We start from the raw sequence: 21,671 nt of genomic DNA, 5'->3' as shown, positions 1-21,671 counted from the left end.
GATTTAAGGGGATGAAAGGCAAGGTGAAACAGAATGAAAAATCTATCGAATGTGACAATGTCTCCGCTCGGCGACTCCGCGGTTATCATTCAGCTCGGAGAGGGGATAAGCGAACAGACGCATCGTGTCGTCAGTGCACTGACAAAGCGGATTGAAAACGATCCGTTTCCCGGTTTTATTGAGTGTGTGCCGGCTTTCACGAGTGTGACCGTTTTCTATCAGCCGTTTGAAGTATACCGCAAGATGGAGAGCGGCAAGGCTGTTGATTCTCCGTATGAAAAGGTAAAAGCCCTCATCGAACATCATCTCCAAGAGCTCACAATGGAAGAAGAAACAAATCAGCGTACGGTGGAAATTCCGGTTTGTTACGGCGGCCGTTTCGGCCCTGATTTGGAGGAAGTGGCCGACATCAACGGACTGACTGCACAGGAAGTCATCGATATTCACACCTCGGGTGAGTACCTCGTTTATATGATCGGCTTTGCGCCGGGCTTCCCTTACTTAGGCGGAATGTCTGAAAAGATAGCCGCGCCGCGGCGGTCCTCTCCGCGGACTTCGATTCCCGCCGGCTCCGTGGGAATCGCCGGCATGCAAACAGGCGTCTATCCCCTTTCAACGCCGGGCGGCTGGCAGCTGATCGGCAATACGCCGCTTGAATTATTCAAGCCTTATGAACAGCCTCCGAGCCTTCTGAGAGCAGGGGATATCGTGAAATTTGTCAGCGTGACAGAAGAGGAGTATCACGCGCTGAAGGAGGGAAAATCTTGAGCATAGAAGTGTTAAAGCCGGGTCTGATGACGACGGTTCAAGACTTGGGCCGCGCAGGTTTTCAAAAATACGGCGTGCTTGTCAGCGGGGCCATGGATGCCGATTCTTTGCGGATTGCCAATCTCCTCGCGGGGAACAGCCAGAACGAAGCTGCACTTGAAGTGACGCTGATGGGACCGGGGCCGTCTCTCCGCTTTCAAAAACCGGCTCTTATAGCGGTGACGGGCGCTGACTTTTCACTGATGGTAAATGACGAAGAAGTCCCGCTTTGGCGTCCGGTTTTCATCAAAGAAGGCAGTGTGCTGACATTCGGCATGTGCAAGCGCGGCAGCCGTGCATACATGGCGGTGGCCGGAGGGATTGATGTGCCGCCTGTGATGGAAAGCAAAAGCACATATGTCAGAGCAGGGCTCGGCGGCTTTCAAGGAAGGGCGCTTCAAAAGGGAGACGTGTTATCACTAGGCAGCCCGGCGCCGTTGTCGGAAGCGATGTACAGAAAGCTTGCAGACCATGGCGATGGCTTAGGCTTTGGGGCTCCGAAGTGGGCTGTCGACCGCAAATATTTTCTCCCGTTAAAAAAGAATCCGGTCATTCGTGTCATCAAAGGCGATCAGTTCGCTTGCTTCACCTCATCATCGCAAGAACGCTTTTTCGCGGATACATTCCGGGTGACGGCCAAATCCGACCGGATGGGGTACCGTCTTCAAGGAGAAGCGCTCGAACTCACTCAGCCGCTGGAAATGATCTCTGAAGCGGTATCGTTCGGAACGATTCAGGTGCCGCCTGACGGCAATCCGATCGTTCTTCTCGCAGACAGACAGACAGCGGGCGGATATCCGAGAATCGCCCATATCGTATCCGCCGATTTTTCACAGGTGACGCAGATGATGCCGGGCGAGCAGGTACAGTTTCAGCTTGTCAGCCTTCAGGAAGCAGAGCGCATTTACATCGAACGGGAGACGAAAATCAGCGAACTTTCCGCCCGATTGAAGCTTGAATACATGTTATGATAGGTGTGATGTGTATCAGGAGGGGGAAGGCATGGAACATAAAAACAAAACAGTTGTCAAAGCTATGACCCTGCTCAATCTGTTCCTGACGAGAGAAAGGCTCTCACTGGGCGACATGATTGAGCTGACAGGCATGCCGAAAACATCTGTCTACCGCATGGTTTGTTCTCTCGAAGAAATGGGTTTTCTCGACCGTGACGAGAACGGGATGTATGCTTTAGGACTGCTGTTTTTGCAATACGGCCACCTTGTTTCAGAAAGGCTTGATATCCGAAAAATCGCTCTGCCTATCATGGAAGAACTCCGCGATGACGTGGATGAAGCCGTCCATTTGATCGTGAGGCAGGGAAATGAAGCGATGTATATAGAAAAAATTGAGGGCACGCAGACCGTTCGCCTCTATACAGCGATCGGGAGGCGGTCCCCTTTATATGCCGGAGCCTGCGCAAGAAGCATTCTGACGTTTTTACCTGAAGAGGAGCGGGATGCCTATATCAAGAAAACAGAGCTGGTGCCGATCGCTTCCGGTACGATCCGGGATAAGAACGAGCTGATCCGTATTTTGAATGAGTCGTACCGGAGCGGCTGCACGGTCAGTCATTCGGAGCTCGAAGACTACACCTCTGCGATCGCCGCGCCGATTTTCAATCATAAGCGCGAAGTCGCGGCGGGGATCAGCATCGCCGGGTTTGAAGCCCGCTTTCAGAAAGACCGTCTTCCTTATTTGACCGAAAGAGTGAAAAAGGCGGCGCTTGACATTTCGAGAAAGTTAGGTTTTTAGGAAAAAAGAAAAGTATCCTTTCGAGCCTCTCCCGAGTACATATATGGTAGCTGCCGCGAAAAAACGGCATACCGGAGGGGGAAAGGATATGACGCTTCAATATACGGCTCTCGGCGATTCTCTAACCGTCGGGGTCGGTGCAGGTTTGTTTGAGCCGGGGTTTGTCCAGCGCTATAAAAGGAAAATGGAAGAGGATTTGAACGAATGCGTTTCTTTGCTTGTATTTGCGAAATCGGGTCTTGAAACGTCGGACATTCTGGCGATGCTGAACGAGCCGTTCATCATGGAACAGGTCAAAAAAGCGGACGTCATCACGATAACGGGCTGCGGCAATGACCTTCTGCAATCGCTGGAGATATATGAAAAAGAAAAGGATGAACACGTCTTTTTGGAAGCTTCCTCACACTGTCAGAAAAACTACTCAGGCATGCTTGAGAAAATCGGAGACATAAAGGGAGACAAAGATACGCGTTACCTCGTCCGTCTTCTCAATTTATACAACCCTTTTCCGTCGATCGAATTAGCGGACAAATGGATTTCCGGCTTTAACAGGCATTTAAAACAGCTCGAGTCCGCTCCGCAAATCAAGGTGATCGATACTTATGCTGTCTTTAAAGGACACGAACAAGAATATTTGTCAATTGACCGCGTACATCCAAACAGCAGAGGGTATGAAGCGATGGCGGAAAATTTGCGAGCGGCGGGCTACGGGCCGCTGAAAAGCTGAATATGATGAAGAAAGACCATTCCAATCAGGAATGGTCTTTTCAGCGTGTCGAGAAACCCTCGCATTCGTTGTCAGGCCTGCGCGTCGGTGCTCACGAATTCCAACATTCGCTGCGCTCCGATGCTCGGCCTTCCTAGACTGCAAGGGTTTTCAATCACGCTGAAAGGGTGACAAAATCCTAAAACTGAAAACCGTTTTAGGATTTTGTCAACAATCTGGAAAGACCATTCCAATCAGGAATGGTCTTTTTTTATGCAATTCTTCAGCGAGCCTTTATTTTCCTCGAGTCGGCCGCGGCAGCCGAAACCAGACTAAAAAATGAAACTATTAAATTTTGTCACACGGCTCCTGCCAAAGTGCCGTTTTCTTTCAATTGAGCAGTCATCTGTAAGCGTTTTAATATAAAGACAAGGAGCCGACATTATTCGACATCATTTTTTTATCACAGGCTTTAAAGGACAACAAAGGAGGGTTATGAAATGGAAGAAAGACAAAATCCAGATTTCAAAGTAAAGATTCAACGTTTCGGAAGCTATTTGAGCGGAATGATCATGCCGAATATCGGTGCATTTATCGCATGGGGGATCATTACCGCCCTGTTTATTCCGACGGGATGGATGCCGAATGAGGCGCTTGCTTCATTGGTTGATCCGATGATCAAATTTCTGCTGCCGCTCTTGATCGGATACACGGGCGGTAAGATGGTGTACGACCACCGCGGAGGCGTCGTCGGTGCGACTGCAGCGATGGGTGTTATTGTCGGTGCGGACATTCCGATGTTCCTCGGTGCGATGATCATGGGGCCGCTGGGCGGCTTCCTGATGAAATTGACGGACAGGCTTTTCAAAGATAAGGTTCGTTCCGGATTTGAAATGCTGATCAACAACTTTACAGCCGGAATTCTCGGTTTCATTTTGGCAGTGCTCGGCTTTTTTGCGATCGGTCCGGTGGTGCTCGGCTTGAACAAAACATTGGCGGCCGGCGTGGAAGTGATCGTCAATGCGAATCTGCTTCCATTGGCAAGTATTTTTGTAGAGCCTGCGAAAGTTCTTTTCCTTAACAATGCGATTAATCACGGTATTTTGAGCCCGATTGGTATTGAACAGGCCGCCCAGACAGGAAAATCGATTTTATTCCTTTTGGAGGCGAACCCAGGTCCGGGTCTCGGGATTCTTTTAGCTTACATGATTTTTGGAAAAGGCACATCAAAGCAGACCGCCCCGGGCGCTGCAGTGATTCACTTCCTTGGCGGGATTCACGAAATTTATTTCCCTTACATTCTGATGAAACCGCTGTTAATCCTGGCTGCAATAGCGGGCGGAGCGAGCGGTGTGCTGACATTCTCCATCTTTAATGCGGGGCTGGCGGCTGTTCCTTCACCGGGAAGCATTATTGCGGTGCTGGCGATGACGCCGAAAGGCAACCACATCGGTGTGATCCTTGGTGTTCTCGTCGCGGCAGTCGTTTCATTCATTGTAGCTTCTTTGATTTTGAAAACGTCTAAAGCCGGCGAAGAAGACTTAACAGCCGCAGCGGAAAAAATGCAGCAAATGAAAGGTAAGAAGAGCCAAGCCGTTTCTGCATTGACTTCGGCTGATGAAGCGGAAGAATCAGAGGCAACTTACGAAAATGTCGGCAAGATCATTTTCGCGTGTGATGCCGGAATGGGCTCCAGTGCGATGGGGGCATCGATTTTGAAAAACAAAGTCAAAAAAGCAGAACTCGATATCGACGTATCCAATACATCGATCAATAATCTGCCTGGAGATGCCGACATCGTCATCACACATAAAGACTTAACGGAACGCGCAAAAGCGAAGCTTCCAAACGCTAGACACATATCAGTGGAAAATTTCCTTAACAGTCCAAAATACGATGAACTGATCAATCAGCTTAAAAAGTAAAGTTTGAGAATCCGTGAGCCTGTCAATCAGGCTCACACAACATGTATGAAAGAGAGTGATTTCCCAATGAAACCAGTACTTGCAAAAGAAAACATTCATCTCAATCAATCTGCCGCAACGCAGGAAGAAGCGATCAGGCTGGCCGGAAAGGCGCTGGTTGACGCCGGCTATGTGACCGCGGATTATATCGAGAAAATGTTGGAGAGGGAAGGCCTCACTTCCACTTACATGGGGAACGCAATCGCTATTCCGCATGGTACGGAAGACAGCAAGCGGGATGTTCTTCACTCCGGAATATCCGTGATCCAGCTTCCGGAAGGTGTCGAATACGGCGATGGCAATATCGCTAAAGTGATCTTTGGCATTGCCGGGAAAAATGATGAGCATTTGGAGATTTTGTCAAAGATTGCGATCGTCTGCTCAGAAGCGGACAAGGTCGAACGGATCATCAATGCGAAAAATGAAGACGAGTTAATGGCGGTTTTTGAAGAAGGTGACCAAATATGATTGCACTGCATTTCGGTGCGGGGAACATCGGCCGGGGATTTATCGGAGCCTTGCTCTGCAAATCGGGGTATGATGTCGTGTTCGCCGATGTAAACGATGCCGTGATCAAGGAACTGAACGACAAGGGCCGCTATATCGTCGAATTGGCCGATGCCGGAAGGAAGCAGGAAACGATTGGCCCGGTTCGGGCGATCAACAGTGCGACCCAGCTTGACGAATTGTATGATTTCATAGCGAAAGCCGACCTTGTCACCACTGCGGTGGGCCCTGCGGTTCTTAAGCTGATCGCAGAGCCGATTGCAGAAGGTTTGAAGCGCCGGATAAAACTAAATACACAGCCTTTAAACATCATAGCTTGCGAGAATATGATCGGAGGCAGCGCTCATCTTCGCGAGGAGATTTTTGCCCGCTTAACTGAAACAGAGCGCGCCGCAATCAGCGATTCAGTCGGTTTTCCGAACTCGGCAGTCGATAGAATTGTGCCGATCCAGCATCATGATGATCTGTTGAAAGTAACGGTGGAGCCTTTTTTCGAATGGGCCGTCGATCAAACGGAATTCGCGGGAAAAGTGCCGGATATTGAAGGTGTGACATATGTACCGGATCTCGCGCCATTCATCGAAAGAAAGCTGTTTACGGTCAATACCGGACATGCCATGGCGGCGTATGCCGGCTATAAGAAAGGTTTGAAGACGATAAAAGCCGCCATTCACCACCCGGAGGTCCGTCAAACGGTAGCAGGCGCGCTTGAAGAAACAGGCCGGTACCTTGTTCAGACATACGATTTTACACAGGAAGAGCACCGGGCATATATGACAAAAATTATCGGGCGCTTTGAAAATGAATGCCTATCAGACGATGTCACCCGTGTGGCCAGGTCGCCGCTTCGCAAGCTTGGCAGGGATGACCGTCTTGTCGGCCCGGCCAGAAAGCTTTGCGACCTCGGCTTTGAACCTGTCCGCCTTGCAGAAGGTATTGCCTTGGCGCTGCAGTTTGATTGTGCCGATGATCCGGAAGCCGTTGAGCTTCAAAGCATGATCGCTGAAAAAGGCTATGAAGGCGTGCTTCGAGATGTATGCGGACTAAAAGAGGATCATTCTTTATTCAAACTGGTGATCAGCCATTTGAAAGCATAGTTTCAGATAGAATCGGGAAAAGTTCGGCAGCCGGGCGGGGGCTGCCGAAACAGAATGTATGAACAGGGCGGCGCAGATGCAACCTAACCTGGAAACATCAGCTGTGGGCTGATGTTTCTTCACTTCTTGAAGATTTTAATAAAAAATTAATTAGTTCGAATTGAAGATTTCTTAACAGCGTTTTATGATAGGGATACCGTTTCAACCGCCGGACCCCCTTTCACTCCCGCAAAAACGACAACACCGGAGGCGGCGTTTTATGTATATGACAGCAAGGGAACAAAAATTGATGAAATACCTTTTGCATCAAAACCGCTATGTCAAAGTCAATGAAATTGCCGACTATATTGAAGTCAGCACAAGAACGGTCCACCGCGAGCTCAAAGCGGTTAAATCCGTTCTGGACAAGTACAGTCTTCAGCTTGATAAGCAGCCGGGAAAAGGCTTGAAACTGGTCGGTGTCTATAGAGACAAACAGCGGCTTCTTGAAGATCTGTCCCGGGACAGCCATGTCGAATACAGTGCCGATGAACGAAAGCTTTTGATTTTATGCGCGATGCTTGAAGCGGGAGAACCGATCAAGCTTTATACAATCGCCAATGACTTGCAGGTGACGACGGCAACGATCAGCAACGATCTTGACGAGCTGGAGAAGTGGATCGCTCCGTTCGGCCTGTCGCTGATCAGAAAAAGAGGCTACGGCATAGAGCTGAGGGGGCCGGAGGATGCCAAGCGAAAAATCGTCGGAAACTTGATGGCCGACAAGCTCGATGTTCAGCAGTTTCTGGAAACAATCGAAATGAATATTAAAGGCAAGAACGAAGCGCCGGAGAAAATATTCGGTGTCGTCAGCAGGGGGAAATTGCTGAAAGCGGAAAAAGTGCTGTTTCAGATGAAAGAAAAGTATGGGCTTTCCCTTTCCGACAGTGCATACATCGCTCTCGTCGTCCACTTGACGTTTGCGATCGAGCGGATACAGCTCGGTGAAATGATTAATATGAATGAAGAAGAATTGACGGACCTGAAGCGTACGAAAGAGTTTGAACTGGCGCTTGCGCTTGCAAAGGAGCTTGAAAATGCGTTTCACGTGAAGATCCCCGAAGCTGAGGCGGGTTATATAACGATGCATTTAAGAAGCGCCAACAAAAGCTTCAAAATCGACTACAGAGCGGAAGATATCGAGCTGGATACCGCCCTCAGGACGAAAAAGCTGATCGATTTCATCTCGCAAAAAACGGGCACGAATTTAACAGGCAACCATTCGCTTTATGAAGGATTAATCGCCCACCTTGAACCGGCGATCATCCGGATCAAAGAAAAGATGTCGGTGCATAATCCGTTAACAGAACAGGTCAAAAAAGATTATTTTCTCTTATATATGGCCATAGAGGAAGGCGTCGAAACATTTTTTCCGGAAATCCGGTTTCCAGATGAAGAAATTGCTTTTATCGTCCTTCACTTTGGATCGGCGCTTGAGATGAGCAAACAAAAAGTAGACATCAGCGCGCTCGTGATTTGTTCGAGCGGAATCGGTTCATCAAAGATGCTGGCCTCGCGGCTGAAAAAAGAGCTTCCTGAAATCGCTTCCTTTGAGATATCCTCGCTGATGGAGCTGAAATCGAAAAATACCGGTGCCTATGACATCATCGTTTCAACCGTGCCGATCCCATATGAAAACATTGACTGCGTCACCGTCAGTCCGCTCCTTGACACAGAAGATGTGAAACAGATCAAACACCAGCTCACCCGGAAAATCCCGCTCATCCTTCGGAAAAAGCGGATGGCTCCCAAAAAACCGGAGCCGTTTCCTGATATGCTTCAGATTGCGCGGAAAATCGGCCATTACGCAGCCGGCATTCAACATTTACTGAGCCATTTTACAGTTGAAACGCTGGAAGCTGAATCAAGCCTGGAACATACGGTCAAACGCCTTTGCAGCACCCTTGAAGATCAAGGTCTGGTTACGGATGCAGGGCAGATGGCCGGCGGGCTGATGACAAGAGAAGCACAGGGGGGCCTCGGCATTCCCGGAACCACCTTCGCACTGTTCCATTTAAAAAGCGAAGCGGCCGTGATTCCCCTCTTTAAAGCTTATGATCTGTCCAAACCGTTCGAGATCAAAGGGATGGACGGAAGCGTCATGAAGATGACACGGATGCTTATCATGCTGGCGCCGGCCGATCTGTCTCCGGAAGGTTCCGAGATTTTGAGCTTGATCAGCTCTTCGATGATTGAAAGTGACGAAAGTATAAAAGCGTACCAGACCGGAGACCGCGAGCAGCTGTACGGAAGGCTGAACGTTTTGTTTCACCGATTTATACAGGATAAAGAGTGGTAAAAGCCCCGGTCACCCGGGGCTTTCTTCATTTTTCGCGCACACGGTCATGTTTAAACAAAAATTTCTCCGGTTAAAAGTCTAGTAATATCAGCTAAAGGGAGGAATCACAAATGGATTTGCGCAATCAGCAGACAAACGGACAGCCGGCACAGACGCAAGACCGTCAGCCCGGCATCGAAAGCGTCATGAACCCGCGTCCGATCTATGAAGATGAAAATTACAAAGGGACGGATAAATTGAAAGGAAAGGTCGCACTCATTACAGGGGGCGACAGCGGAATCGGCAGGGCAGTTGCCGTTGCCTATGCTAAAGAAGGCGCGGACATCTCGATCGTCTACTTAAATGAACATGAGGACGCTCAGGAGACGAAAGCGCGGGTTGAAAAAGAAGGCGTCAAATGCATGCTGCTTCCCGGAGACGTCAGAGACGAAGCATTTTGCAATGACGCGGTTGAACAGACTGTAAAGGAGCTCGGCCGTCTTGATATTCTTGTCAATAATGCGGCCGAACAGCATCCAAAAGACAGCATTAAAGAGATTTCCAGTGAACAGCTTGAGAAAACATTTAAAACAAATTTCTTCTCTTATTTCTACTTTACAAAAAAAGCGATCGATTATTTGGAGCCGGGCAGCGCGATCATCAATACAACATCGATCAACCCTTACCGGGGCAATCCGCAGCTGATTGACTACACGGCAACAAAAGGTGCGATCAATGCATTTACACGTTCGATGTCACAGGCGCTCGTCAAAGACGGCATCCGCGTCAATGCCGTTGCACCGGGACCGATTTGGACGCCGCTGATCCCGTCCACATTTTCAGGTGAGGAAGTGGCGAAGTTCGGTACAAATACACCGATGGGCCGTCCAGGTCAGCCGGTGGATCATGTGGGCTGCTATGTGCTTTTAGCATCTGACGATTCTTCGTATATGACAGGGCAGACCCTCCACGTCAACGGCGGAGACTTTATCACGACATAAAAGGGGGAAGCTCGTGTGAAGGTGACAAAGGAAGACGTAATCGAATACTACGAGAAAGCGGGCATCGCGCTGAGCGACGATGATAAAGAAAACATCCAAATCATGGACTACGGTTTAAATAAGCTGAATAAGCTGGGACTTCAGCTGTTCGTCTATGTCAACACAGACCGCTACTGTGCCAAAGAGCTTGTATTATTCCCTGAACAAACATGCCCCGAACACCGGCATCCTCCCGTAGACGGGCAGGAAGGGAAAGAAGAGACATTCAGGTGCAGATACGGAAAAGTGTATTTGTATGTAGAAGGAGAAAAAACGGAAGTCCCGGCCGTTCTGCCGCCGCACGAGGATATCGAGCATTTCACCGTTTGGCACGAAATTCAGCTCACACCCGGCGAACAGTACACGATTCCGCCGGATACGAAACATTGGTTCAAAGCGGGGAGTGAAGGTGCTGTGGTTACGGAGTTTTCTTCAACAAGCACCGATGATCACGATGTGTTTACAGACCCGAGAATTTAGCGAATGGGAGCCAATCTCATTCGCTTTTTTCCGTCCGATCAAACACATCAAAGCCGATGAAGCGTTGTCCGTCATGATCGGCAAAATAAAATTGAACACCGTTCACACAAAGTGTTTTGACCGCTTCCTGTGACGTCGGTCGAAACCGATGAACGCGGGCGCCGTTTAGGAAAGCCGGTTCAAGTTTGTGTTTTCTGCCGGTCAGCGTTCCAAGCCGCGCTATTTCCGGAGCCGCCTTCCCCGGAAATTCGACACCGATCATCCGCTGATGGCGGTCAAAGTCTGCAGCCAAAGCCGTATTGCCGATATCATCGGTTGCTGCGGCAGACCCGGCACGGTTTTCCGTCAAAGCAATGTAGCCCATATCAGCCTCAGCATCAAACGATATGAAAATATTCACGTCAAAAACCTCCGCTCAATTGTTTAATATACAAGACATTGTGGAAAAGTAACAGTGGAGACGATACAAAGGAGGGAACTTAAAATGGATCAGCAGCAATTGAAGAACAAAGTGCTCGACATTCTCGATCATCATAAAATCGGTTCGCTTGCAACGGTCGAAAGCGGCAAACCTCATTCCCGCTACATGACCTTTTTCCACGACGGGCTGACGCTTTATACACCGACAAGCGATGAGACGCACAAGGCAGAAGAAATTGATAACAATCCGAACGTCCACGTGCTGTTGGGTTATAACGGCGAAGGATTAGGCGATGCATACCTTGAAATCACAGGTACGGCAAAGCTCAACCATTCAAAAGATTTAAAGGACAAAATCTGGGATGAAAAGCTTGAGCGCTGGTTTGACGGAAAGGACGATCCGAACTTGACCGTGCTTGAGATTGAGCCTTCGGAAATCAGACTGATGAATGAAGGTGAAAGCACCCCGGTCACGCTGGATCTGTAGCGCGCTGTGCTTAACAGTTTGTCATCAAGGACGAACTGTAGTATAATAAAAAACAGGAACACGCAAAAGAGCAAATAAATGGAAAGTAGACTTCTTTTTTCTTTCTTAGAAGATACTGATTTCTTCCTCTGACCCGCCCCTAACAGGATAGAGGGAAAAAAGACTTTTTGTTTCACAATTCACACTGGCGCGGCTTCGGAGCCGCAAGGACGAATGAGAGGTAGGGCTTTCGTTGTCTTGTATCAGAAATTCCATGGTGTTTACTTTCAACTCGGAACGATAGATGCTGATCTTTTACGAAATTCAAATGACCGCCTTTGGCAGCGGATAAATTATTTGCTCGAATAAATATGATAATTGAGACCGCTTCGGCTTTTGCCGGGGCGGTTTTTGATTTGCCGAAACGTTTGCGTTTTGAAAACAGTCTTACCTATAGACTGGAGGAAGAGAAATGGACTTTTTAACATCTAAGGTACTATTGATTTTTTGTTTTCTGTTGCTGATCCATTCCATCGAAACGCTCGCATACGCCGCTCGTCTGTCAGGCGCGAGAGTCGGATTTATCGCATCGGCGCTGTCATTATTTAATGTGATGGTCATCGTCTCAAGAATGTCAAATATGGTTCAGCAGCCTGTGACGGGGAAGCTTGTCGATGTTGCGGGTGCGGACGCACTTTCCCTCGTCGGCAGCCAATTTCGGTTTTTAATCTTTGGTTCAACCGTCGGTACAATTTTCGGAATGCTGCTTCTGCCGACGTTTGTCGCCGTATTTTCGAGAGCGATTGTTCACTTGGCAGGGGAAAACGGCTCCGTTTTGCAAGTGTTTCGCAAGGCGTTCTCAAAAAATATCTTCAAGCATGCCAAGCATTATGCGAGAAGACCGAGTCTGGAATATGTGAAAGACTTTCGGTTCTGCTACATACCGAAGCGGCTGTTTGTCTTGAACATGGCCATCACGGCGATTTATACAATCGGCGTTCTTGCCGCTCTTTATGCGGGCGTCCTCGTGCCCGAAAGGCATACGACCGCGGTGATGGCTTCCGGCCTTGTCAACGGGGTGGCGACGATGCTGCTGGCGCTGTTTGTCGATCCGAAGGTTTCGGTACTTGCAGATGACGTAGCAAAAGGGAGGCGGAGCTACACCTATTTGAAATGGGCTTCGATCACGATGGCAACATCGAGGGTGGCCGGGACGATTTTTGCCCAAGTTCTGTTTATCCCGGCTTCTTACTATATCGCATGGATGACGAAGTGGATGTAGTCGATTTTTGACGAAAAGATCAAAATTCGATCATTTTTCTTTCAAAATGAAACAAATGAAAACAAAAGATTATCTTTTTCGACACGATTAGACGGCTTGATCTTTCTTTTATTAATTGCCCGCTGTTTAATCCTGTGATAGTCTTATGTGTGGCGGTGATAAAAGTGGAGAGGGTTAGAGTAAGAGTAAGAAAACCGAAAAGAAAAAGGCGAAAAATCATAAAGCGCCTGTTTACCTTAATGTTGCTGGTTATCATAGCAGCAGCGGGTTATACCTACTTTGAATACAAAAAAGGCTTATCCGAATCTGACGGGGATTTTAAAGAAGACGGTCAGTTTGAATTTAACGGGGAAGGCTCTGATCTTGATGAAGTGAACATCCTCGTTCTAGGGATCGATTCAAGAGGGGAAGACCATTCAAGGTCTGACTCGATGATGGTGATCCATTATAATAAAAAGCAGAAACAGCCTAAATTGATTTCGATTATGAGGGACAGCTATGTCGACATACCGGGATATGACAAGCAAAAAGTCAATGCGGCTTATGCATACGGAGGCCCGGAACTCGTCAGAAAAACATTAAAAGAATCCTTTGATTTGGACATTAACTATTATGCCATCATCGATTTTAAAGGTTTTGCCAAAATCGTTGATGCGGTGGCGCCTGACGGCATCGAAGTCGACGTTCCGAAAAAAATGTCGTACGGAATCGGCATGACACTGCAGCCGGGAAAACAAATTCTTCACGGTGATAGGCTGCTGGGCTATGTCCGGTTCAGGCATGACAGAGAAAGCGATTTTGGACGGGTCAGAAGACAGCAGGAAATCTTTTCAGAGCTTCAAAAAGAAGCGATGAGCATCGGAAATATCGCCCAGCTTCCGAAGCTGTGGGGGCTCGTCGATCCGTATATTGAAACAAACATTCCGAACGGCGTCATCTTCTCCCTCGGCAAAGACTTTTTGCTCGGAAGCGTAAAAGAAACCAAAAGCTTCAGGCTCCCGGTTGACGGATCATTCACGAACAAAGACGATCCAACATACGGGGCGGTCCTCGATTTAGACCTTGAACAAAACAAGGAAGAGCTGAAACGCTTTTTAAATGAGTGATCAAAAAAACCGCCGGGTTTCCCGGCGGTTTTTACTGATCATATTTTTTTAGTCCCCGGTCATAAAGGAAATTGCCGAACGGAACAAATGCGGCCACAAGACCGGCAGCCGGCCATTTCACAGACCACCTCAGCACAAAAGTCGCATACAACAGAACAAACAAATACAAAATAAACAATCCGCCGTGAAGCGATCCGACAATCGTAACGGCCATCGGATAATCCGCCCAATATTTAAGCGGCATGGCGATAAACAGCAGGATTAAAAGCGAAATGCCTTCAATAAAACCCATCAACCGAAGGCGGCCAATCGGCGTTTGCAGCATAGTATACCTCCTGTGGAGTGATAGTCTACCTTTATACTATAAACCAAAAGGGGACAAATATGACAGGTTTTTTCTCCGTTGGATTTATGCGTCTGCCGGAAGCTTCATTAAAGCGCCGAAATATTGCTGGGCAGTCGTAAAACAAATAAATGCGGTCAATTCCGTTATTTCTTCTTCTGAAAACACTTCTTTTAAAACATCAAACTGCCTGTCTGAAACGCGCTCCCTCTGCGCCAAAAAGACCTCTGCAAACCCCATTGCAAAGCTCGTTTTCTGCTGATTCGGGATCTCGGGTTTCCCCTTTGCCTTGCAATATTCGCATCCGTTTCCCTGAGCCAGCACGCGGCGCACCTGCTCCTTCAGTTCCTTTGATAAAAAGCCGTCTCCTGACAGCTCCTCAGCTAAAGCCGTCCAGTTTGACATCAGGCTTTCGGAGTGTCCGAGCAGCCGCTGAAACGGCGTCTCTCCTCTGTCTGAAAAATTGATTCTTGTCATATGATGATCACCTCTTCATAATCATATATAAGCAGAAGTGAAAAATGAATTTCGAACGAAAGAATTTTCATGATAATATTAAAATGATGAAATAGAATGAAGGGAATAAAGTTACATATGAAAATTGATGACCTCGATTTTAAAATCATAGCCGAATTAAAGAAAGACAGCCGTTTATCGATGCGGGAGCTGGGCAGGAAGATCAGCCTTTCCGCGCCGTCTGTGACCGAAAGGGTCAGGCGGCTCGAATCGTTCGGCGTCATTAAAAAATATACGCTGGACATCGATTACCAAAAGGTCGGCCTTCCCGTATCCTGCATCATTGAAGCAACGGTGAAAAACGGGGAATACGAAAGGTTTAAAGCATATATCGAACGCCTCCCGAATATTGAATTCTGCTACCGGATCGCGGGAGCCGCCTGCTATATGCTGAAAATCAATGCAGAGAGCCTGGCGCAGATCGAAGCATTTATCAATGAAACATCACCATATGCCCAAACCGTGACACACGTCATTTTTTCTGAAATTGAAATAAAGGAATCATGAACATTAGAGCTGCATCTGTATCATCTGTTATAATAAAAGGATGCATGAACAAGAAAGTGATGTGATGGACTTGTCTAAAACAGTCGTTTTAGCAGAAAAACCTTCAGTCGGCCGTGACTTGGCCCGCGTGCTGAAGTGTCATAAAAAAGGAAACGGATATCTTGAAGGCGACCGCTATATCGTGACATGGGCGCTCGGCCATCTGGTCACATTGGCGGACCCTGAAGGATACGGAAAGGAATTCCAGTCTTGGCGGCTTGAAGATCTGCCAATCATCCCCGAGCCTTTAAAGCTCGTCGTCATTAAAAAGACCGGAAAGCAGTTTCAGGCGGTTAAATCGCAGCTGATCAGAAAAGACGTCAAAGACATCGTCATAGCAACCGATGCCGGCCGGGAAGGCGAGCTTGTCGCCCGCTGGATTATCGAAAAAGCAAAGATTACGAAGCCATTGAAGCGCCTGTGGATTTCATCGGTCACAGACAAAGCGATTAAAGACGGATTTAAAAACTTAAAGAACGGCAAAGACTTTGAAAACCTTTACCATTCAGCCGTGGCTCGAGCTGAAGCCGATTGGATCGTCGGCATCAACGCGACGAGGGCGCTGACAACGAAATTCAACGCCCAGCTTTCCTGCGGACGCGTACAGACGCCGACATTGGCGATGATCGCGAAAAGAGAGGAAGATATCAAGAACTTTAAACCCGTCCCTTATTTCGGCTTGCGTGCAGCGGTTGACGGTATGACGCTGACGTGGCAGGACAAGAAAACGAAGCAGACCCGCACTTTCAACGCGTCTGTGACGTCACAGCTTGCAGGAGCGCTGCAAGGCAAACCGGCCGCTATCGTCGACTTGAAAAAAACGGCGAAAAAAAGCTTTGCCCCCGGACTTTATGATCTGACCGAGCTGCAGAGGGACGCCCATAAACGCTACGGATTTTCCGCAAAAGAAACGCTGTCCGTTTTGCAGAAGCTCTATGAGCAGCATAAGCTCGTCACCTATCCGCGGACGGACTCAAGATTTCTTTCTAATGACATCGTCCCTACGCTGAAAGACCGTTTGGAAGGCATGCAGGTGAAGCCTTATGCTCAGCATGTGACCCGGATCTTAAAGCATGGCGTTAAAGCCAATAAAAGCTTTGTTAACGATGCGAAAGTATCCGATCACCACGCGATTATTCCGACGGAAGAGCCGCTTGCGCTCGGTGCGTTAAGCGAAAAGGAAAGAAAGCTTTACGATTTGATCGCGAAGCGCTTTCTCGCCGTTTTAATGCCGCCGTTTGAATATGAAGAAACTAAAGTGTTTGCCGAAATCGGCGGAGAAACCTTTACGGCAAAAGGGAAAACCGTTCAGTCGCAAGGCTGGAAAGCGGTGTACGATTTCGCAGACGAAGATGATGACGAGGAAGAAAAGGATCAAACCCTTCCTAAACTCGCAAAAGGCGACACGCTGTCCGTCCGGTCTTTGACAGAGACGAAGGGTGAAACAAAACCGCCGGCGCGGTTTAATGAAGGAACATTACTGTCTGCGATGGAAAATCCGGCCGCATTTATGCAGGGAGAAGAAAAAAACCTTGTGAAAACTCTCGGAGAGACGGGCGGACTCGGGACGGTGGCAACACGCGCCGACATTATCGAAAAGCTGTTCAACACGTTCCTGATCGAGAAAAAAGGAAAAGATATCTATATCACCTCAAAAGGAAAACAGCTCCTTGAGCTTGTTCCGTCAGATTTAAAATCTCCTGCCCTCACCGCTGAATGGGAGCAGAAGCTGTCAGGCATTGCGAAAGGAAAACTGAAATCCTCCGCCTTTATCAAAGAAATGAAGGAGTACGCAAAGCAGACGATCAGAGAAATCAAAAGCAGCAATCAAACGTTTAAGCATGACAATATCACAGGGACCCATTGCCCTGACTGCGGAAAACTGATGCTGAAAGTAAACGGCAAACGCGGCACAATGCTCGTCTGCCAGGACAGGGAGTGCGGCCACCGCAAAACAGTCGCCAAACAGACGAACGCCCGCTGCCCGAACTGCCATAAGCGCATGGAACTGCGAGGACACGGAGAAGGCCAGACATTCGCCTGCGTCTGCGGCCACAGAGAAAAACTCTCCGTTTTCGAAAAGCGCAGGGCAAAAGACAAAAATTCAAAAGCATCAAAACGCGATGTACACTCCTACATGAAAAAGCAAAACAAAGATGAGCCAATCAACAACGCGCTCGCCGAACAGCTGAAGAAGCTGAAGCTTGATCAATAATCATCAAACAGCCTGCCGGAAACGGCAGGCTGTTTTAATGTGACCAAATATCACAAAACTAGTGAACTTGTCAGTGGAAAAGTCGCGAATCTACACGACATTTTCATACTTCTATTTGTCCCGGAAAGCTGTTCAAAGGAATCAGTTGTTTATAAAATTCAATTAACCGGGGGATTGGTTTGGCTGTGCTTTCCCTCCTTTGGTGCGATTGGACCTTCAAAGATACTAGTACAGAGATCTTGGTAATGGGCTATTTCAGATCCAAATACCTCTCGGGATTTACGCATCAGTTCGGTGAATACGGACTGATCCCTCACCGATTCATTCAACGATGCAACTGCTTCAGCCAGTGCAGCACGAGCCGTCGTTGCTTGGTGGTTCACGGATTGGACGTCCCAATACACATCCGGTGTTCCAGAACTAATCCGTGCCAGTAGCGCAAGCATAGTTGCATGCGGAGGGGGTGCAAGAGAACCAAGTTTTGCAATGTCAACATCTAATTCTGCGAGCGCCAATCCAAAGGTGAGTATCGCTGCATGAGTGAGTGCCTGCAAAGCCGCGGCCAATTGATCATGCTCCTCAGCTTCTAATAGCACCGGACGACCTTTCCAATCTAAAATCATCTGAATCAAATGACTTCCTTTAGGCCCATCGTTTTGAACGATGACAGCTACCGGTCTACCCACGATACTAAGGCTGGGAGCAAACATAGGGTTAAGACCTATGCTTTCGAAAGGCAAACCCAAAGCGTGTATTTTGTTAAATATGGGTGATTGTACAGAAAGAGTGTGCGCCAAGAGAGAATCAGGCTTCATTAACGCCCCGACAACTTTTACTGCTTGAAGAGCCGCGGTCTCTGGTAAAGCGAGCATCACCATGTCGGCCTTTTGGATCTTATCTTTGGCCTGTGGAGTCGGAACAGTGATGTCACATTTCATGAATTGTCGACGAACGGAAGGAGGATTCATATCGATAATACATACTTCAACACCCGATTCTTCAAGAAGGTCTGCAAACATCCCGCCAACGCCGCCGGCTCCTCCCGCAATCACACACTGCCTTATTTCCTGACTCATCTTGAACCTCCCACTGCAGAGACTTCCGCTGCTGCGATAGCTGAGACCATAGCTCGCGCTTTAACCTGAGTTTCTTTGAATTCCTCTTCTGGATCTGACAATGCTACGATCGCTCCTCCGACACCAAAAGTCGCCTTGTCATCGGTCACAACAACTGTGCGGATAACAATACTAAGATCCGCAGCTCCACTCAGTCCAAACCAGCCGAGGCTGCCCGAGTAGACACCGCGGGGGCCCTTCTCGAGTCGGTCTATGATTTCCATCGTCCGAATTTTCGGAGCACCGGTCATCGAACCGCCTGGAAAAGCAGCGCGGACGCAATCAACCGTTGATTTGTCCGGACGTATAGTGCCGCGAATCGTCGAGATCAACTGGTGAACTGGTGCATATGTTTCTACATCGAAAAGCTTAGGTACATGAACAGATCCTATTTCACAAACAGTGTTAAGGTCATTTCTGACTAAGTCAACGATCATTAAGTTCTCTGCGAGATCTTTTTCATCACTTAGCAACTCATTTCGTAATTGGTGATCTTCAGCAGAAGTCCTGCCTCTCATCCGGGTACCCTTGATCGGTTTGGACTCAACGATACGATCAGCACCGATTGAGAGGAACCGTTCCGGAGAGGCACTTAGTACTGCTGCATCCGCAAAGTTTAAAAATGCCCCATAGGGAACCGGACTGATTCTTCTCAGATGCGTATACGTAATCCAAGGATCTATAGGGGTATAAACAGTTGCGGAATTAGTCAAACATATCTCATAGGATTCACCATTGCGGATTTCTTCTAAGCAATTGTTGATCAGTTGAAGATAAGAAGGCCGGTTATGCCGAAACTCGATTGGGATATTGTGGTCTGGCACGGATGTAAGGACTGAATCCTTGTCCGAATCGTTTGCTGCAGCAGGAATGTCATTCAAGATTCGCTCTGCCGTATTTAGCCAGTTGAGTGCTTGCTTATCCTCATCCCCAGTCGAAAGACACAACAGATAGGCTTCCTGTTCAAGATGATCAAAAACAAGCATGCGGTCAACGAAAAGCAGGGCTGCATCAGGAATCTCAGATTGATACCGGCTGCTCCCGCAAGTTTCAGCTTTTAGCTCATAGCCAATGTAGCCCACATAGCCGAGATTGAAGTCAAAGGGAAGGCCTTCCGGAGTAGATGTTGCCCGACGGCGGATTTGCTCATCAAGATAATCATAAAATGACTGTTGAATGAACTCCGTCTCTTGACCCGAACGTTGTACTTTTACAACACCCTCTGCTACTCTATAGGTCAAATATTCAGCATTCTCTCCCGCACCATCGCCAAGATAGGAAAATCGTGACAAGCCTTCGATGACACTGCTGCTGTCAAGCCAGAATCCATGAGGTGCATCAGCAAATAGTGTCTGGTAACTTAACTGAGCGTCAGGAAATCCCAATAATTTTCGAAAATGAATCCGGTAGAAATCGCTTTTAGAATGGGAAGGCTCCTTTAATTTGGGAGACGGTCTGGATCGTTCAGTGCGCTTCGGAGTCAGGTCTCTAAAGTTGGCAAGCAACTCGTGCCCATAATGACTGCAGATTGACTCGGGGTGGAATTGCACACCCCAAATCGGCAGATTGCGGTGTCGAAGCCCCATAATCAACTCATCTTTTGTCCACGCAATTGCTTCCACATCATCACCCAGATCAGTAACGACAAGGGAGTGATAGCGTACGACAGAGAACTCAGGAGGAAGCCCGTCAAAGATATCAACCCCTGAATGGTGAATGACTGATGTTCGTCCATGCATAGGCTCAGAAGCGTGGTTCACCTTCCCGCCAAACAAATGAGCTATGCCTTGATGTCCAAGACAGACTCCGAGGACTGGCAGCTTAGCTTCTTGAATAATAGTTGCATTAATACCAAAGTCCTCAACCCGTTCCGGTCGACCGGGGCCTGGGGAGATCACGATGTTGTCAATCTCATCAATCGGCACTTGTGACCAGTCCACATCATTACGGACAACTATTGGCGGTCGGCCATTTACTTCGCCGATCAATTGATACAGGTTGTAAGTAAATGAATCATAGTTGTCAATTAGAAGTGTTTGTATCCCTGCCCCCATTAAACAATTCCTCCCTTTTTCTTTTTTGGCCGGCCAGGCTTGAAGAAATGTCCTGTCTCCGATTTTCTGAATGGTCAATTACGATATCCTCAACCCTGCACGTTTCAGAAATAATGAGCTCATAAAGGTTACGCAAAAACTCTTGACTTAAACCATTCTCGTCAGCGTATCGAGCTGCCCGTTCCTGGACAAAGTTAATTCGGTGCGGCTGCATCATCGGAATATTATACTCGCGTTTGTATAATCCAATCTTAATGCAGCATTCTAAACGATCTTTCAATGTATCCAACAGTTGTTCATCAATACGATCAAGTTTTACACGCAGGCCCTCAAGCCCCTTTTCTATTTCTGATAACATGTAAATGCCTCCAATTCTAAATTCTTTTGATAAAAGAGAGGGACTTTACCTTGACGATCCGCGTCTCTCCTTTTCACCCGAAACTTAGACTATGAAGTATACGGTTAATAAGATAAGAAGATTTGAGTGTTTCGACTATAGTTTCAGTGAAATTACCTTCAGATCGCAACAACCGAATCTCGAAGACAGATGGCTTCCACAGCACTTGAAACTGATAATCTGCAGCATTATGAATACCTAACGTGCCGAGGAGACTTAACAAGCGGATTGAAATTGTCGTGGTATCTGCATTAATAGAATAGACCAGGTTGTCCTTCTAAAATGGAGTAACCTTGATACAATGCCGCATGACAGGTGGATTCACATACGTACGAGCACTGCTGACCCAACAGATCAGGATGATTGGATAAACAATCCAGTATCAAATGCTAAAAATTTTACAAAAGCAGATTATAATAGTTGCCGCCACGACCACCCCTGTGTTTGACGAAGGATTTAACAATCTTAACTTTCATCGATGCTATGCAAATTCGGTTTATTTCTGTTAAATTATAACTCTGAACCTAAATTATAACAATTT

General features: G+C 47.8%; 21 protein-coding genes. 15 read left to right on the top strand and 6 right to left on the bottom strand.

Going from position 1 to position 21,671, the window contains the following annotated elements; all coding sequences use genetic code 11:
- Positions 1-33 precede the first annotated feature (33 nt).
- From pxpB to M1E03_RS19015, 10 genes are all read left to right on the top strand, one after another.
- Complete coding sequence (pxpB, locus tag M1E03_RS19060) at positions 34-768, top strand: 5-oxoprolinase subunit PxpB (RefSeq protein ID WP_020450206.1); 735 nt, start codon at positions 34-36, stop codon at positions 766-768.
- Positions 765-1,778: a 5-oxoprolinase subunit C family protein gene (locus tag M1E03_RS19055; protein ID WP_105980722.1), complete on the top strand. Its 1,014-nt coding sequence runs from the start codon at positions 765-767 to the stop codon at positions 1,776-1,778. Before pxpB ends, M1E03_RS19055 begins: the two co-directional genes overlap by 4 nt.
- Before the next feature lie 31 nt (positions 1,779-1,809).
- A complete protein-coding gene (locus M1E03_RS19050) occupies positions 1,810-2,559 on the top strand; it encodes an IclR family transcriptional regulator (protein ID WP_023857908.1) in 750 nt (249 codons plus the stop codon).
- Between the two features lie 88 nt (positions 2,560-2,647).
- The gene (locus M1E03_RS19045) at positions 2,648-3,286 is read left to right on the top strand and encodes a GDSL-type esterase/lipase family protein (RefSeq protein ID WP_020450209.1); all 639 of its coding nucleotides are present in this window, start codon (positions 2,648-2,650) and stop codon (positions 3,284-3,286) included.
- 479 nt (positions 3,287-3,765) lie between these two features.
- Complete coding sequence (locus tag M1E03_RS19040; protein WP_095292536.1) at positions 3,766-5,190, top strand: PTS mannitol transporter subunit IICB; 1,425 nt, start codon at positions 3,766-3,768, stop codon at positions 5,188-5,190.
- Positions 5,191-5,256: 66 nt separating this feature from the next.
- Positions 5,257-5,697 (top strand): PTS sugar transporter subunit IIA, encoded by a 441-nt coding sequence (locus M1E03_RS19035; RefSeq protein ID WP_105980724.1) that lies wholly within the window; start codon positions 5,257-5,259, stop codon positions 5,695-5,697.
- Positions 5,694-6,833 carry a mannitol-1-phosphate 5-dehydrogenase gene (locus tag M1E03_RS19030; protein WP_039073224.1) on the top strand — a complete coding sequence of 380 codons (1,140 nt, stop codon included), beginning with the start codon at positions 5,694-5,696 and terminating at the stop codon, positions 6,831-6,833. The genes M1E03_RS19035 and M1E03_RS19030 overlap by 4 nt, the downstream gene beginning before the upstream one ends.
- A 259-nt stretch (positions 6,834-7,092) precedes the next feature.
- A complete protein-coding gene (locus M1E03_RS19025; RefSeq protein WP_039073225.1) occupies positions 7,093-9,171 on the top strand; it encodes a BglG family transcription antiterminator in 2,079 nt (692 codons plus the stop codon).
- A 110-nt stretch (positions 9,172-9,281) separates the two neighbouring features.
- Positions 9,282-10,151 (top strand): SDR family oxidoreductase, encoded by an 870-nt coding sequence (locus M1E03_RS19020; RefSeq protein ID WP_023857901.1) that lies wholly within the window; start codon positions 9,282-9,284, stop codon positions 10,149-10,151.
- Positions 10,152-10,166: 15 nt separating this feature from the next.
- Positions 10,167-10,670 carry a D-lyxose/D-mannose family sugar isomerase gene (locus tag M1E03_RS19015; RefSeq protein ID WP_020450216.1) on the top strand — a complete coding sequence of 168 codons (504 nt, stop codon included), beginning with the start codon at positions 10,167-10,169 and terminating at the stop codon, positions 10,668-10,670.
- Positions 10,671-10,686: 16 nt separating this feature from the next.
- Here M1E03_RS19015 and M1E03_RS19010 read toward each other — a convergent pair whose 3' ends face one another.
- Positions 10,687-11,070 (bottom strand): DUF2283 domain-containing protein, encoded by a 384-nt coding sequence (locus M1E03_RS19010; protein ID WP_025810091.1) that lies wholly within the window; start codon positions 11,068-11,070, stop codon positions 10,687-10,689.
- Positions 11,071-11,154: 84 nt separating this feature from the next.
- On the opposite strand from M1E03_RS19010, the gene M1E03_RS19005 reads away from it, so the two are divergent.
- The 3 genes from M1E03_RS19005 to M1E03_RS18995 all read left to right on the top strand — a co-directional run bounded on the left by M1E03_RS19005 (position 11,155) and on the right by M1E03_RS18995 (position 13,944).
- Positions 11,155-11,577 carry a pyridoxamine 5'-phosphate oxidase family protein gene (locus tag M1E03_RS19005; protein ID WP_023857899.1) on the top strand — a complete coding sequence of 141 codons (423 nt, stop codon included), beginning with the start codon at positions 11,155-11,157 and terminating at the stop codon, positions 11,575-11,577.
- A gap of 451 nt (positions 11,578-12,028) precedes the next feature.
- Positions 12,029-12,838 carry a lipid II flippase Amj family protein gene (locus tag M1E03_RS19000; protein WP_023857898.1) on the top strand — a complete coding sequence of 270 codons (810 nt, stop codon included), beginning with the start codon at positions 12,029-12,031 and terminating at the stop codon, positions 12,836-12,838.
- A gap of 164 nt (positions 12,839-13,002) precedes the next feature.
- On the top strand, positions 13,003-13,944 hold the full coding sequence (locus M1E03_RS18995) for an LCP family protein (RefSeq protein WP_023857897.1): 942 nt from the start codon (positions 13,003-13,005) through the stop codon (positions 13,942-13,944).
- Between the two features lie 31 nt (positions 13,945-13,975).
- Here the strand turns inward: M1E03_RS18995 and M1E03_RS18990 are convergent, their stop codons facing one another.
- Together M1E03_RS18990 and M1E03_RS18985 are read right to left on the bottom strand one after the other, a co-directional pair.
- Positions 13,976-14,269 carry a DUF3817 domain-containing protein gene (locus tag M1E03_RS18990; protein ID WP_031305229.1) on the bottom strand — a complete coding sequence of 98 codons (294 nt, stop codon included), beginning with the start codon at positions 14,267-14,269 and terminating at the stop codon, positions 13,976-13,978.
- Positions 14,270-14,353: 84 nt separating this feature from the next.
- Positions 14,354-14,764 carry a carboxymuconolactone decarboxylase family protein gene (locus tag M1E03_RS18985; protein WP_020450223.1) on the bottom strand — a complete coding sequence of 137 codons (411 nt, stop codon included), beginning with the start codon at positions 14,762-14,764 and terminating at the stop codon, positions 14,354-14,356.
- 117 nt (positions 14,765-14,881) lie between these two features.
- Between M1E03_RS18985 and M1E03_RS18980 the strand changes: the two genes are divergently transcribed.
- Positions 14,882-15,310, top strand: a complete 429-nt coding sequence (locus M1E03_RS18980; RefSeq protein ID WP_023857895.1) for an Lrp/AsnC family transcriptional regulator — start codon at positions 14,882-14,884, stop codon at positions 15,308-15,310.
- 70 nt (positions 15,311-15,380) lie between these two features.
- Positions 15,381-17,564, top strand: a complete 2,184-nt coding sequence (locus tag M1E03_RS18975) for a DNA topoisomerase III (protein WP_023857894.1) — start codon at positions 15,381-15,383, stop codon at positions 17,562-17,564.
- A 158-nt stretch (positions 17,565-17,722) separates the two neighbouring features.
- On the opposite strand, the gene M1E03_RS18970 is transcribed toward M1E03_RS18975, so the two are convergent.
- From M1E03_RS18970 to M1E03_RS18960, 3 genes are read right to left on the bottom strand one after another with little or no spacing between them, the layout of a single operon-like run.
- A complete protein-coding gene (locus M1E03_RS18970) occupies positions 17,723-18,640 on the bottom strand; it encodes a prephenate dehydrogenase dimerization domain-containing protein (protein WP_103750280.1) in 918 nt (305 codons plus the stop codon).
- A complete protein-coding gene (gene pabB, locus M1E03_RS18965; protein WP_105980727.1) occupies positions 18,637-20,733 on the bottom strand; it encodes an aminodeoxychorismate synthase component I in 2,097 nt (698 codons plus the stop codon). Before pabB ends, M1E03_RS18970 begins: the two co-directional genes overlap by 4 nt.
- On the bottom strand, positions 20,702-21,091 hold the full coding sequence (locus tag M1E03_RS18960; RefSeq protein WP_103750282.1) for a chorismate mutase family protein: 390 nt from the start codon (positions 21,089-21,091) through the stop codon (positions 20,702-20,704). The genes pabB and M1E03_RS18960 overlap by 32 nt, the downstream gene beginning before the upstream one ends.
- Positions 21,092-21,671: the final 580 nt, after the last annotated feature.

Source organism: Bacillus sp. PK6-013 (assembly GCF_054161445.1).
This window is presented reverse-complemented; position numbering and strand designations above follow the sequence as displayed.

Bases quoted from the DNA above. Each gene is read 5' to 3' on its own strand.
- pxpB (WP_020450206.1), top strand. From the start codon at position 34: ATGAAAAATCTATCGAATGTGACAATGTCTCCGCTCGGCGACTCCGCG.
- M1E03_RS19050 (WP_023857908.1), top strand. From the start codon at position 1,810: ATGGAACATAAAAACAAAACAGTTGTCAAAGCTATGACCCTGCTCAAT.
- M1E03_RS19045 (WP_020450209.1), top strand. From the start codon at position 2,648: ATGACGCTTCAATATACGGCTCTCGGCGATTCTCTAACCGTCGGGGTC.
- M1E03_RS19040 (WP_095292536.1), top strand. From the start codon at position 3,766: ATGGAAGAAAGACAAAATCCAGATTTCAAAGTAAAGATTCAACGTTTC.
- M1E03_RS19035 (WP_105980724.1), top strand. From the start codon at position 5,257: ATGAAACCAGTACTTGCAAAAGAAAACATTCATCTCAATCAATCTGCC.
- M1E03_RS19030 (WP_039073224.1), top strand. From the start codon at position 5,694: ATGATTGCACTGCATTTCGGTGCGGGGAACATCGGCCGGGGATTTATC.
- M1E03_RS19025 (WP_039073225.1), top strand. From the start codon at position 7,093: ATGTATATGACAGCAAGGGAACAAAAATTGATGAAATACCTTTTGCAT.
- M1E03_RS19020 (WP_023857901.1), top strand. From the start codon at position 9,282: ATGGATTTGCGCAATCAGCAGACAAACGGACAGCCGGCACAGACGCAA.
- M1E03_RS19005 (WP_023857899.1), top strand. From the start codon at position 11,155: ATGGATCAGCAGCAATTGAAGAACAAAGTGCTCGACATTCTCGATCAT.
- M1E03_RS19000 (WP_023857898.1), top strand. From the start codon at position 12,029: ATGGACTTTTTAACATCTAAGGTACTATTGATTTTTTGTTTTCTGTTG.
- M1E03_RS18990 (WP_031305229.1), bottom strand. From the start codon at position 14,269: ATGCTGCAAACGCCGATTGGCCGCCTTCGGTTGATGGGTTTTATTGAA.
- M1E03_RS18985 (WP_020450223.1), bottom strand. From the start codon at position 14,764: ATGACAAGAATCAATTTTTCAGACAGAGGAGAGACGCCGTTTCAGCGG.
- M1E03_RS18980 (WP_023857895.1), top strand. From the start codon at position 14,882: ATGAAAATTGATGACCTCGATTTTAAAATCATAGCCGAATTAAAGAAA.
- M1E03_RS18970 (WP_103750280.1), bottom strand. From the start codon at position 18,640: ATGAGTCAGGAAATAAGGCAGTGTGTGATTGCGGGAGGAGCCGGCGGC.
- pabB (WP_105980727.1), bottom strand. From the start codon at position 20,733: ATGGGGGCAGGGATACAAACACTTCTAATTGACAACTATGATTCATTT.
- M1E03_RS18960 (WP_103750282.1), bottom strand. From the start codon at position 21,091: ATGTTATCAGAAATAGAAAAGGGGCTTGAGGGCCTGCGTGTAAAACTT.